Below are 12894 nucleotides of genomic sequence, written 5' to 3'. Positions count from 1 at the left end.
TTTGCATTTGGTGAGGACAGCGAAGATCAGTGCTTAATAATGTACATTTCCTGGCTGTAAGCGACGTCTTCGGGATTGGTGATCGGATAGCCTTTCACCCACGGTTTGATCAAACGGCCATTGGTGTACTGATAAATCGGTGCAATCGGTGCCTGGCTGGCGATGATTTGCTCGGCCTTGTTGTAGTCGTCATTACGGCGCGCGTCGTTGGTTTCACGGCTGGCGTCGGCAATCACTTTGTCATATTCGGCGCTGCTGAATTTGCTGATGTTGCCGTTGTGCGTGGACGTCAGCAGGGAAAGGAACGTTGACGCCTCGTTGTAATCGCCGACCCAGGATGCACGGATCACATCGAAATTGCCGGTATTGCGGCTGTCGATATAGGTTTTCCATTCCTGGTTAACCAGTTTCACCTCCGCGCCCAGATTCTTTTTCCACATCGAGGCCACCGCGATCGCAATCTTCTGATGGCTCTCTGAGGTGTTGTACAGCAAGGTCAGATGTAGCGGTTTATTCGGGCCATAGCCCGCCGTCGCCAGCAGTGCTTTCGCCTGCGCGTTCAGCTCTTCCTGCGAGTAATCCTGCATTTCACTTTTCGTTGCTTTGAAACCGTTGGTGACGTCAGGCGTAAAATGCCAGGCCGGTTTTTCGCCGGTGCCCAGCACTTTTTCGGCAATCACTGTGCGGTCAATACTCAGTGACAGCGCCAGACGCACGCGGGCGTCGTCGGTCGGCGCGCGGCGGGTGTTGAACGCGTAATAATAGGTGCCGAGCTGATACGGCGTATAGACCTGCCCCGGAATATCGTGCATCAGTTTTTTGTACTGATCTTTCGGGAAAGATTCGGTGATATCAATGTCGTTGGCGAGATAGCGTTTTGTCGCGTTGGATTCTTTATTGATTGGCACAAAGGTCACTTTCGTCAGCACGGTATGCGCGTGATCCCAGTAATTCGGGTTCGGCTCCAGCACCAGTTTTTCGTTCACGACGCGCTCTTTCAGCACATACGCACCGTTGCCTACCAGATTACCGGGCTTGGTCCAGTCATCGCCAAATTTTTCCACCGTGGCTTTATGCACGGGAAACAGGCTGAAGTTCGCCAGCAGGCTGACAAAAAACGGCACCGGACGGTCGAGCGTGACGCGCAGCTGCGTCGGGCTGATGGCGGTAACACCGAGCTTATCGACCGGCATTTTCCCGGCAATAATCGCGTCAGCGTTGGAAATTCCGGCCAGCGCCGCGAACCATGAACCGGTTGATAAGCTTTTCGGATCCACCAGTCGCTGCCAGCTGTAAACGAAATCCTGCGCCGTCACCGGGTCGCCATTCGACCATCTGGCGTCTTTCCGCAATGTGAACAGGAAAACCTGATTGTTCTGGTTCTGCCAGCTTTCGGCGACGCCGGGAATGCTTTTCCCGTTAGCGTCCTGATTCACCAGACCTTCGAACACGTCACGCGCCACCTGCGCTTCAGGCAGGCCGACGACTTTTGCCGGATCCAGCGAGGCGGGTTCATCTTTGATATGACGGACGATTTCCTGTTTGGCAGCAAGTTGCGTACCGGCGGGAACCTGCGCAGCCACGGCCTGACCAGAAATCAGTGCCACCAGCGCAGCACAGGCGGAATAGGATAAGAGAGGAAACGATTTTCCCTGCGGCATAAATTCTCCTGAACACATAAGGCCAAGGCCCTGAAATATTCAGGAGTTTTATCATTTGTTACCGTAATCCCCTACAGGAAATCGTTACAGATTTGCCTTCGCGCACAAAACGACTTCAATAAACGGAAAATTATTCAGAACCGGCGATGTCGATTCCGCCGCAGTGAAACTTCATCGCAGGCTCAACGTCCTGCGCCAGCCAGGTCGGGCCATCGAGATCGATGAACTTCGCGCCCGCCGTCAGCGGAAGCGCCGCACGCACCGCGCGCGAGGTGCATAACATGCAGCCAAGCATGACTTCAAAGCCCTGCGCGTACGCCGCCTGCGCCAGCCGCAGTGCGCCCGTCAGCCCGCCGGTTTTATCGAGTTTGATATTCACCATCTCATAACGCCCTTTCAGCGCCGGAAGCCCTTCAATCGTATGGCAACTTTCGTCGGCACAAATTGGCAGGGGATGGATGAAATTCTCCAGCGCGGAATCTTCGCCCGCAGGCAGCGGCTGTTCGAGCATCAGAATGCCGAGATCGGCCAGCAACTGGCAGCGTGCCGCCAGCCCGTCGCTTTGCCACGCTTCATTGGCGTCCACAATCAGGGACGCCTTGGGCACGGCGGCGCGGACAGCGACCAGACGTTCGGCAATCAGCCGGTCATCGAGTTTAATTTTCAGCAGCGTTGCGCCCTTTTGTTGCAGCGCGAGTGCGGCTTCCGCCATCTCTTCCGGCGTGCCGATACTGACGGTTTGCGCCATGCTGATTGACGCCAGCGGTAGGGTGCCTGTGAGCTGCCAGAGCGTCTGGCCTGTCAGCTGTGTTTCAAGATTCCATAACGCAGAGTCCAGCGCATTCCGGGCGGCTCCGGCGGGGAGCAAATGTTGCAACTGTTCGCGGGTTGCGCCCTGTTCAATCGCCGTGACGGCGCTGGCAATTTGCGCCATCACCGAGGTTTCGCTTTCGTCATAACGGGGATACGGCGTGCATTCTCCCACGCCACGAATGCCCTTTTCTTCGATTTCGACAGTGACTACGCGCGCTTCCGTGCGGCTGCCGCGCGAGATCACAAAGGCCGTATGCAACGGCCAGGCTTCCGGATAAAAGCGGACACTTCTCATAGCGACTCCTCGGTATATACTCAAACGGGCATATATAAGATATACAAGTATTTAGCATTTAATATATATCCAATCTACAATTGTTACCCTAAACTGAAAGCCGTTTGACTCCAATGTCCATAGGAAATAATCATGACCCAGACAGTACACTTTCAGAGCAACCCGGTATCCGTTGCTGGCAAAATCCCACAAAAAGGCGACGCCGCCAAGCCTTTCAGCCTGGTCGCTAAAGATCTCTCTGATGTCAGCCTGAGCAGCTTCGCGGGTAAACGTAAAGTTCTGAACATTTTCCCAAGCATTGATACCGGCGTTTGCGCCACGTCTGTGCGTAAATTCAACCAGCTGGCCAGCGAAATCGACAACACCGTGGTGCTGTGTATCTCCGCTGACCTGCCTTTCGCGCAGTCCCGTTTCTGCGGCGCAGAAGGCCTGAGCAATGTCATTACGCTGTCCACCCTGCGTGGCGGTGATTTCAAATCTGAATACGGCGTAGCAATCACCGATGGCGCACTGGCTGGCCTGACGGCGCGTGCCGTTGTTGTTCTGGATGGTCAGGACAACGTGCTGTACAGCGAGCTGGTGAACGAAATTACCACCGAACCGGACTACGAGTCTGCGCTGGCAGTCCTGAAATAATGATCTGAGTTTTGTCATCTGCGGATGACAGGCGAAAAAAAAGCAACGGCTCAGTCCGTTGCTTTTTTATGGGTTCTTTTTGAAGAAAGAATTTACTGACCGGAAAGCATTACTCTTCGCTTTCGCCGGTTTCACCGCGACGGGCGCTGAGGCCGTATTCGCGCAGTTTATTGGCAATCGCCGTGTGCGAGACGCCCAGACGTTTCGCCAGTTTTCGCGTGCTTGGATAAGTACGATAAAGACGGGTCAGCACCGAACGTTCGAAGCGTTTGCTGATGTCGTCGAGCGAGCCGTTCAGTGCTTCTTCGCCAATCGTTACTTCGGCATCAAAGTCTGGCAGAACGATGTCTTGCGGGCGAAGCTCGCCGCCTTCAAGCTGCGTGAGCGCACGGTAAATGGCGTTTTTAAGCTGACGGACGTTGCCCGGCCAGCCGTAATGCGTCAGATAATTTGCCAGCTGCGAGGACAGTTTCGGCCGCGGCATTCCCTGTTCATCGGAGAAACGCGCTACAAACAATTCAGTCAGCGGCATGACGTCCGCCGGACGATCGCGCAGCGGTGGCAGTGTCAGGCTGAGCACGTTCAGACGGTAATACAGGTCTTCACGGAATTCTCCGCGCTGAACCAGTTCCACCAGATTCTTCTGCGTGGCGCACATCACGCGCACATCGACTTTCACTTCATGCTCTTCGCCGACCCGGCGGAACGTGCCGTCATTGAGAAAACGCAGCAACTTAATCTGCATTCTCGGCGACATTTCGCCGATTTCATCAAGCAGCACTGAGCCACCGTTGGCCTGTTCAAAGAAACCTTTTTTGCCTTCCAGGGCATTCGGATATGCGCCAGCGGCATAACCAAACAGCTCACTTTCGACGACATCATCCGGCAGCGAAGCACAGTTGAGGCCGAGGAACGGCTTTTTGCCGCGCGCACTGCGCAGGTGGCAGGCGTGCGCCAGCAAATCTTTACCGGTGCCGGTATCGCCGACAATCAGCAACGGCGCGTCCAGCATCGCCAGTTTGCGCGCCTGATCCAGCACATGGCGCATTTTGGTGCTCACCGCAACAATGTGGTCGAATTCGCTGTCGTCGTTGACCGTCAGATCCTGCAACTGGCGTCCCATGCGGGCGGCCGATTTGAGCATGACCACGGCTCCGGCGATTCCGCCTTTTTCGTTTTCATCCTCAATGTGGATCGGCGTGAGATCCATCAGGAAATCCTGACTGCGGATGACAATTCGCTCGGAATGCGGCTGGGCATTATCGCTTTCCAGCCAGCGCGTGACGTTGTAACCGGTGATCAGGTTTGCCGCCGTCACGTTACGGATTTTCTCTTCATCGAGTTCAAACAACGCCATTGCCGCCGGGTTGGCCTGCTCTACTTTGCCTTTCATATCAATGGAGAAAACCGGTTCCGGCATGGAAACCAGCAACGCACGCAGGGCGCGATGTTCACGTTCAGAAGGCATGAACGAAACGGTACGAACATCCGTCACGCCGTCGATGCGGCGGATTTCTGCCATCAGGGCACGAAAAGTATCAAAATCCAGTTGGGAAAAATTAAGGTAAATGCGGCCAATCGAGGCAATCTCGATACCGCGTAAATCAATACTGCGTAAAACCAGTAAATCGAGTAGTTCCCGGGTGAGCCCCAGGCGGTCTTCGCAAAAAACTTCCAGACGCATCAGTGTTGACCTTTTTCTGCCGGTGCGGAAATCGCTGGGGGGATAATACTCTTTCATGTACACGGGAAGAAGACACTGTCACGAAAAGTTGACAAAATAATTATCGGGTGGAAATCCGTTTGCCACAATGATCGGGTAAACCTTTTGCTTTTGCAGTGATTTCTGCTGCCAATTTCAGGGCGGACGGTTTCGCCATCTGCCCCTTTTTCTGCTACTATCGCCCTTCTGATTTCATCGCCAAATGGTTCCCGACTATGAAGTTCGTCTCCTTTAATATCAACGGATTGCGCGCGCGTCCGCACCAACTCGCCGCCATTATTGAACAGCATCAGCCTGACGTGATCGGTTTGCAGGAAACTAAGGTTCATGACGACATGTTCCCGCTGGAAGATGTCAGCCAGTATGGCTATCACGTGTTTTATCATGGTCAGAAAGGCCATTACGGCGTGGCTATGCTGACCAAACAGGAGCCGGTGGCTGTACGCCGTGGTTTCCCGGGAGACGATGAAGACTCCCAGCGCCGCATTATTATGGCCGACATTGAAACGCCGCAGGGCATTCTGACGGTCATCAACGGGTATTTCCCGCAAGGTGAAAGCCGCGACCATCCGACCAAATTCCCGGCCAAAGAGAAGTTCTACCGCGATTTGCAGGATTATCTGAACACCAGTTTGTCGGTGAATAATCCGGTGGTTGTGATGGGCGATGTGAATATCAGCCCGACCGATCTGGATATCGGTATCGGCGAAGACAGCCGTAAACGCTGGCTGCGCACCGGTAAATGTTCTTTCCTGCCGGAAGAACGCGAATGGATGGAACGCCTGAAAGGCTGGGGACTCGTTGACACATTCCGCGCAGCAAACCCGGAAGCGACCGATAAATTCTCGTGGTTTGACTACCGTTCGCGCGGCTTTGACGAAAACCGCGGTCTGCGTATCGACCTGATCCTGGCGAGCACGCCGCTGGCTAAACGCTGTCTGGCGACCGGTATCGATTACGATATCCGTGGCATGGAAAAACCGTCTGACCATGCGCCAATCTGGGCAACGTTCGACCTGAAGTAACGCAGATGAAAACGATTGATGTGGTCGCCGCGCTGATTGAACGAGAGGGGAAATTACTCCTCGCCCGGCGCGATGCCAGCAGCGATCAGGCCGGTTTGTGGGAATTCCCCGGCGGGAAAGTGGAAGCCGGGGAAAGTCAGCCCGACGCGCTGGTGCGTGAGTTACACGAAGAGATGAACATCACCGCGCAGGTTGCCGGTTTTGTCGCCACCAGCGAACTGCGCCAGCCGGAGCGCCTGATCCGCCTGCATGGCTGGCGTGTCAGCGGTTTCACAGGAACGATTTCGTTACAGTGTCACTCGGAATTTTGCTGGGTTGCGCCAGAAAAGGTTCGTTCCTATGAACTGGCACCGGCGGATATCCCGCTGATTGACGCCTATCTGCGCGCATATCAGTAACGGCGGCGGCTAACGTTTCTCCATAAAAAAAGGCGCGGACAGGTGACTGTTTCCGCGCCTTTTTGCTGGTCAGAACCGGGCTATTTCTTCAGCACTTCCCACTTCAGTTCATTGGTGCCGACCACGTTCGGGTCGCGCGAGCATTGCAACACCACGCTGTCCGCCGTGACTACCGCACCTTCGCTGTAACTCTGATTATTGTAGATGCAGCAGTTATGGCAGGTCGGCGCGCTGTTGTTATTGCTGTTGCCGCTGTTTTCCCAGATTTGCGGCGGAAGCGGTACCACGACGTCCGCGCCGTTGCCGTAACCTTGCGCCATTGCCGGAGCCGCCAGCAATGACGAACTGACTAATAACGCCATCAGCGCTTTATGCATCCACTTCTTATTCATCAGTACGTTATTCATCACTGTTTACTTCCTTCCCTTTGGGGCTGGCTTTACGCCGTTTAGGTGCGCTTTTGCCTTTCGCCGCCGCAGCAGGCTTAGAAGGCAGGCTGCGGAATGCCGAAGACACCCGGTTCGTTTTGGCCTGAATGATGAGGTTCTGCAACGTGGCGACCAGCGGTTCCATGAAATCCTGGTAGCGGCAGCTTTTTTCACTGATACGCGTCAGCGTGGATTCCCAGTCAGCGGTCATATCTGGCCGCGCGGCAATGTCCGGCAGCGAGTGAATCAGTGCGCGGCCTGTATCGCTGGAATGGATATAGCGCCCTTTTTTGTATAAAAACTCGCGGCGGAACAGGAGTTCGATAATCCCGGCGCGCGTCGCTTCGGTGCCCAATCCGTCCGTGGCACGCAGAATTTTCTTCAGTTCTTTATCCTGCACAAAACGCGCAATACCGGTCATCGCGGAAAGCAGCGTCGCATCGGTAAACGGGCGCGGCGGCTGTGTCTGGCGCTCGACAACCTCACCCCGTTCACACAGTAATTCGTCGCCCTTCGCCACCACCGGCAGCGGCGTGCCTTCGTTTTCTTCGTCACGCTCTTTACTGCCGAGCAGTGTGCGCCAGCCCGCTTCGGCCAGAAAACGGGCTTTAGCAATAAATTTTCCGCCCGCGATATCCAGATCGATAACGCATTTGCGGTAAACCGCGTCCGGACAAAACTGCATCAGATACTGACGCGCCACCAGACCGTAAATTTTGCGCTCGTCGTCGCTCAGGTTGACGTTGCTGCTGCGCGCCGTCGGGATAATCGCATGGTGCGCATCGACTTTTTTGTCGTCCCAGCAACGGTTACGCAAATCGGTATCGACCACCGGCTGCGGCATTAAATCCGGGCGGTGAACGCCGATGGCATTCAGCACCGCGTGACGCCCGGCAAAATGTTCTTCTGGCAGGTATCGGCAATCCGAACGCGGATATGTAATCAATTTGTGCGTTTCGTAGAGTTTCTGGCAGATATCCAGGATTTGCTGCGCGCTCAGATTGAAAGCTTTTGATCCTTCAATCTGCAATGTGGATAACGAGAACGGCAGCGGCGCGATGTCATTTTCGCGTTTGTCGTTATACCCGGTGACCATCGCCGGTTGTCCGGCAATGCGCGCCACCACGTGATCGGCCAGCGGACGGTGCAGCAATCGCCCTTCTTCATCCTGATAAGGCTCGCAGGACTCACTCGGCTGCCAGAGCGCGATAAAACGTTCTTCGGCAGGTGTGACGATATGCGCTTTCACTTCGAAGAAGTCTTTCGCCACAAAGTTTTCGATTTCTTCGTCACGTCGCACCACCAGCCCGAGCACCGGCGTTTGCACACGGCCCACGGAAAGCACGCCGTTGTATCCGGCATTGCGCCCTAAAATCGTATAGGCGCGGGTCATGTTGATGCCGTAAAGCCAGTCAGCGCGGGCGCGGGCCAGGGCTGAAACGCACAGCGGAATAAAATCGCGGTTGTCGCGCAGGCGTTCAATGGCGCGTTCGACGGCCTGCGGATTGAGATCGTTAATCAGACAACGTTGGGTGGCGTGGCGTTTTTCCGGCGTCAGTTCCAGATAATCCAGCACTTCATCCACCAGCAGTTGCCCTTCGCGATCCGGGTCACCCGCGTGGACGACCTGAGAGGCCTCAAGCAGAAGACGTTTGATGACATTAAGTTGTTTGGCGACGGAAGGACGCGGCTGAAGCTGCCATTTTATGGGGATGATCGGTAAGTCAACCAGCGCCCAGCGCGCATAGCGGCTGTCATAGGCATCCGGCTGCGCCTGCTCCAGTAAGTGACCGACGCACCAGGTCACGACCTGATCGTTACCGCAGGCAATATAACCGTCGCCGCGGCGATGAGGCTTTGGCAGAACATCCGCAATAGCGCGGGCAAGGCTGGGTTTTTCGGCAATAAACAGACGCATCAGACCGCACCGACCTGAAGTGTGACCGCGAGTGTGATCGCTACAAAAATTTCCATCGTCCCATCCTTCATTCACAACGCCCTCATCATCCAGAGGGGGCTATGTTAGCCGCTGGCGACGCAATTAGTAAGATGGAGAGAGACATCCGCGATGGCGGTCGCTCACAAACGCAGCGAAAAACCGGTTTAATCAGAAAGTGCTGATAAAAACCGGTCAATCGGTGAACGGGTTTGCGAATTAAAGATAGCTGACGAACGGGCTGCTATCGACAGGAATGATCTGCAAACTGGTCTTGAGCTGTGGCGTGCCGAGATAAAGGAAACCAACGATTTTATCGTTTTCACCGCAATTGAACGCTTTGCGGACATCAGGATGATCGGTCCACGCGCCGGTGCGCCAGATGCCGTTGAACCCCTGCGCCAGCGCCGCCATTTGCATCGCCTGCACCGCGCAACCGGCTGACAATAACTGTTCCCACTGCGGCACTTTCGGGCTTTCTTTACAGGCCGCAATCACGGTGACGATTTGCGGTGCGCGAAGCGGAGCCTGTGTGGCTTTCTCAACGGCTTTTTCGTCCGCGCCGTCTTTGATGGCCGCCGCACGCAGCAGTTCACTGAAACGCGTCAGGCCATCATTTTCTGCAATCACGAAGCGCCACGGCTGGAGCGCACCGTGGTCCGGCGCACGCATACCCGCGTTGATGATATTTTGCAGCGCTTGCCCTGCCGGTGCGGGAGCCGCCAGACGGGATGCAGAACGGCGGTTGAGTAACAAATCCAGTGCGTCCATTTTAATCTCCTGAGAATAATTGCTATTTACCTTACGTTAACATAGGCACAACGCTTTTTTCCAACCTCTGACGGGCTTTGGGATAATGCATCACCGCCAAATTCTGAAATGATTTAAAGCTGACATTTCTCCGGCAGGTCATTAGGATAGCGAGACTTAACCGTCTTATTGGAGAGACCATGCGCACATTGTGGCGAATTATCGCCGGTTTTTTTAAGTGGACCTGGCGTCTTCTTAATTTCGTCAGAGAATTCATTCTCAACGTATTTCTTATTCTGATCATTCTGGCCGGCGTTGGCATCTGGTATGCCGTGCAGGATAAACCTGTTGAAACCACGAAAGGCGCACTGCTGGTCGATCTGAGCGGCTCGGTGGTGGATAAACCTTCCGTGAACAATAAAGTCCGCCAGTGGGGTCGCGAGCTTCTGGGGACATCCAGCAGCCGGTTGCAGGAAAACTCCCTGTTTGATCTGGTGGATACTATCCGTTCCGCCAAAGATGACAAAAACGTTACCGGCATTGTGTTGCAGCTGACTGATTTCACCGGCACCGATCAGTCATCCATGCAGTATATCGGTAAAGCATTACGCGAATTCCGTGATGCCGGTAAACCGATTTACGCCATCGGCGACAGCTACAATCAGTCGCAATATTATCTGGCGAGCTACGCCAACAAAATCTATCTGTCGCCGCAGGGCGCGGTCGATTTGCACGGTTTTGCCACCAATAACCTTTACTACAAATCACTGCTGGATAAGCTGAAAGTCACCACCAATATCTTCCGCGTCGGGACATATAAATCCGCCGTTGAACCGCTGATCCGTGATGATATGTCCCCTGCGGCCCGTGAGGCGGACAGCCGCTGGATTGGTGGCTTATGGAATAACTATCTGAATACCGTGTCAGCCAACCGTCAGATTACACCCGAGCAGCTATTCCCGGGCGCTGCGGGGATTCTTGCGGGCATGCAGGCTACCGGCGGCGACATGGCGCAATACGCGCTGAAAGCCAAACTGGTGGATTCTCTGGCGTCGCGTACTGAAGCGGACAATGACATGGTAAAAGCGTTTGGCTGGAATAAAACCACCAAAGACTTTAACTACACCAGCATTTACGATTATTCGCCGAAGCCAAAACCGGATAGTAACGATCCGCAAATCGCCGTGATCTTCGCGACAGGCGCCATCAATGACGGCGAAGAGCAACCGGGTGCCGTGGGTGGCGATACCACCGCACAGCAAATTCGCGATGCCCGTCTGGATCCGAAAGTGAAAGCGATTGTGTTACGCGTTAACAGCCCTGGCGGCAGCGTCAGCGCCTCTGAAGTGATCCGCTCAGAACTGGCGGCGGCGAAAGCGGCAGGCAAACCGGTGGTGGTTTCGATGGGTGGCATGGCGGCTTCCGGCGGTTACTGGATTTCAACGCCAGCCAACTACATCATCGCCAGCCCGAGCACGCTGACCGGTTCCATCGGTATTTTTGGTGTGATCAACACGTATCAAAACACGCTTGATTACGCCGGTGTGCATACCGATGGCGTGGCAACCTCTCCGCTGGCCGATATTGCATCGACCAAAGCGTTGCCGCCAGAGTTCTCGCAGATGATGCAGCTGAACATCGAGAATGGGTATAAAACCTTCCTCGGACTGGTGGCGGATTCCCGCCATAAAACGCCGGAGCAGATTGATCAGATTGCACAAGGTCACGTCTGGATTGGTTCTGACGCCAAGGCCAATGGCCTGGTGGATGAACTGGGTGATTTCGATGACGCCGTGAAGAAAGCTGCGGATCTGGCAAAACTGCCGAAATGGCAGCTGAACTGGTTCGTCAGCGAGCCGAGCCTGAGCGATATGTTGTTCTCTCAGGTCAGCGTGTCGGTTCACGCCATGCTGCCAGCGGCTATTCAGGCCTATCTGCCTGCCCCGGTGAGCAAAATGGCGATGGAGCTGAAATCGCAGGCTGACCTGTTCAGCAACATGAATGATCCGCAAAACCGTTACGCACTTTGCCTGACGTGTGGTGACGTGAAGTAATCGCTTTAGTTAAAGCATGAAAATCCGCCCGGCGCTTCTCCCAGAGAACGCCGGGCTTTTTTATGGTGCGGCGCTTTTTGGGTGGGACAGCGGCGGCGAAGCCTTTATACTTAGCGCAGTGGCTTTCACCTTTCTAAAAAAGAACATCTTCGATGACTAAAAAATCTATTTACGTTGCCTACACCGGCGGCACCATCGGTATGCAGCGTTCTGAGCAGGGTTACATTCCTGTATCCGGCCATTTACAACGCCAGCTGGCGCTGATGCCTGAATTCCATCGCCCTGAAATGCCTGAATTTACGATTAAGGAATACGCGCCACTGATGGATTCTTCCGACATGACCCCGGAAGACTGGCAGCACATCGCCGACGACATTCAGGCGCATTACGACGAGTACGACGGTTTTGTGATCCTGCATGGCACCGACACCATGGCTTTCACGGCTTCTGCGCTGTCCTTCATGCTGGAAAATCTCAGCAAACCGGTAATCGTTACGGGTTCACAAATCCCGCTGGAAGCCCTGCGCTCTGATGGCCAGATCAACCTGCTGAACTCGCTGTACATCGCGGCGAATCATCCGGTTAACGAAGTCACCCTGTTCTTCAACAACCGTCTTTATCGCGGCAACCGCAGCACCAAAGCCCACGCCGACGGTTTTGATGCCTTTGCGTCACCCAATCTTTCCCCGCTGCTGGAAGCCGGCATTCATATCCGCCGCCTGTCCACCCCGTCACTGCCAGTCGTCCCGGCCGCGACGCTGAAAGTGCATCACATCACCCCGCAGCCCATCGGCGTGGTAACCATTTACCCCGGAATTTCCGCTGAAGTTGTGCAAAACTTTCTGATGCAGCCGGTGAAAGCGCTGATCCTGCGCTCTTACGGCGTCGGCAATGCACCACAAAAAGGCGATTTGCTGAAAGTGCTGAAAGAGGCTTCGGAGCGCGGCATTGTGGTGGTGAATCTGACGCAATGTATTTCCGGGCGCGTCAACATGGGCGGTTACGCAACGGGTAATGCGCTGGCACATTCCGGCGTGATCAGCGGATTTGATATGACGGTGGAAGCCGCGCTGACCAAGCTGCATTACCTGCTCAGCCAGTCGCATACGCCGGAAGAGATCCGCGAACTGATGCAGCAGAATCTGCGTGGCGAACTGACGGAATAATTGACCGAA

Annotated in this window: 11 protein-coding genes; 5 read left to right on the top strand and 6 right to left on the bottom strand. The window is 54.8% G+C overall.

Going from position 1 to position 12894, the window contains the following annotated elements; all coding sequences use genetic code 11:
- Positions 1 to 26 precede the first annotated feature (26 nt).
- Together BV494_RS05070 and ycjG are read right to left on the bottom strand one after the other, a co-directional pair.
- The gene (locus tag BV494_RS05070; protein WP_104921862.1) at positions 27 to 1661 is read right to left on the bottom strand and encodes an ABC transporter substrate-binding protein; all 1635 of its coding nucleotides are present in this window, start codon (positions 1659 to 1661) and stop codon (positions 27 to 29) included.
- Between the two features lie 130 nt (positions 1662 to 1791).
- Positions 1792 to 2769 (bottom strand): L-Ala-D/L-Glu epimerase, encoded by a 978-nt coding sequence (ycjG, locus tag BV494_RS05065; protein ID WP_104921861.1) that lies wholly within the window; start codon positions 2767 to 2769, stop codon positions 1792 to 1794.
- Positions 2770 to 2901: 132 nt separating this feature from the next.
- On the opposite strand from ycjG, the gene tpx reads away from it, so the two are divergent.
- Positions 2902 to 3405 (top strand): thiol peroxidase, encoded by a 504-nt coding sequence (gene tpx, locus BV494_RS05060; RefSeq protein ID WP_104921860.1) that lies wholly within the window; start codon positions 2902 to 2904, stop codon positions 3403 to 3405.
- Between the two features lie 109 nt (positions 3406 to 3514).
- Here the strand turns inward: tpx and tyrR are convergent, their stop codons facing one another.
- Positions 3515 to 5089 carry a transcriptional regulator TyrR gene (tyrR, locus tag BV494_RS05055; RefSeq protein ID WP_104921859.1) on the bottom strand — a complete coding sequence of 525 codons (1575 nt, stop codon included), beginning with the start codon at positions 5087 to 5089 and terminating at the stop codon, positions 3515 to 3517.
- A 254-nt stretch (positions 5090 to 5343) separates the two neighbouring features.
- On the opposite strand from tyrR, the gene xthA reads away from it, so the two are divergent.
- Both xthA and BV494_RS05045 read left to right on the top strand, forming a co-directional pair.
- Positions 5344 to 6153, top strand: a complete 810-nt coding sequence (xthA, locus tag BV494_RS05050) for an exodeoxyribonuclease III (RefSeq protein WP_104921858.1) — start codon at positions 5344 to 5346, stop codon at positions 6151 to 6153.
- Between the two features lie 5 nt (positions 6154 to 6158).
- Positions 6159 to 6551, top strand: a complete 393-nt coding sequence (locus tag BV494_RS05045; RefSeq protein WP_104921857.1) for a pyrimidine (deoxy)nucleoside triphosphate diphosphatase — start codon at positions 6159 to 6161, stop codon at positions 6549 to 6551.
- 80 nt (positions 6552 to 6631) lie between these two features.
- Here the strand turns inward: BV494_RS05045 and BV494_RS05040 are convergent, their stop codons facing one another.
- From BV494_RS05040 to BV494_RS05030, 3 genes are all read right to left on the bottom strand, one after another.
- Positions 6632 to 6958, bottom strand: a complete 327-nt coding sequence (locus BV494_RS05040; protein ID WP_226790032.1) for a DUF1496 domain-containing protein — start codon at positions 6956 to 6958, stop codon at positions 6632 to 6634.
- On the bottom strand, positions 6951 to 8897 hold the full coding sequence (locus BV494_RS05035; RefSeq protein WP_192938077.1) for a DNA topoisomerase III: 1947 nt from the start codon (positions 8895 to 8897) through the stop codon (positions 6951 to 6953). Before BV494_RS05035 ends, BV494_RS05040 begins: the two co-directional genes overlap by 8 nt.
- A 237-nt stretch (positions 8898 to 9134) precedes the next feature.
- Positions 9135 to 9686, bottom strand: a complete 552-nt coding sequence (locus BV494_RS05030) for an NAD(P)H nitroreductase (RefSeq protein WP_104921856.1) — start codon at positions 9684 to 9686, stop codon at positions 9135 to 9137.
- 179 nt (positions 9687 to 9865) lie between these two features.
- Here BV494_RS05030 and sppA point away from each other — a divergent pair, with 179 nt between their 5' ends.
- Positions 9866 to 11719, top strand: a complete 1854-nt coding sequence (sppA, locus tag BV494_RS05025; protein WP_104921855.1) for a signal peptide peptidase SppA — start codon at positions 9866 to 9868, stop codon at positions 11717 to 11719.
- Between the two features lie 152 nt (positions 11720 to 11871).
- On the top strand, positions 11872 to 12885 hold the full coding sequence (ansA, locus tag BV494_RS05020; protein WP_104921854.1) for an asparaginase: 1014 nt from the start codon (positions 11872 to 11874) through the stop codon (positions 12883 to 12885).
- Positions 12886 to 12894 lie beyond the last annotated feature (9 nt).

The sequence above is a fragment of the Rahnella sikkimica genome, assembly GCF_002951615.1.
In the GTDB taxonomy this organism is placed as follows: Bacteria; Pseudomonadota; Gammaproteobacteria; order Enterobacterales; family Enterobacteriaceae; genus Rahnella; species Rahnella sikkimica.
Note: the sequence above shows the minus strand (reverse complement) of the source record. Positions and strands in the feature narration are given on the sequence as shown.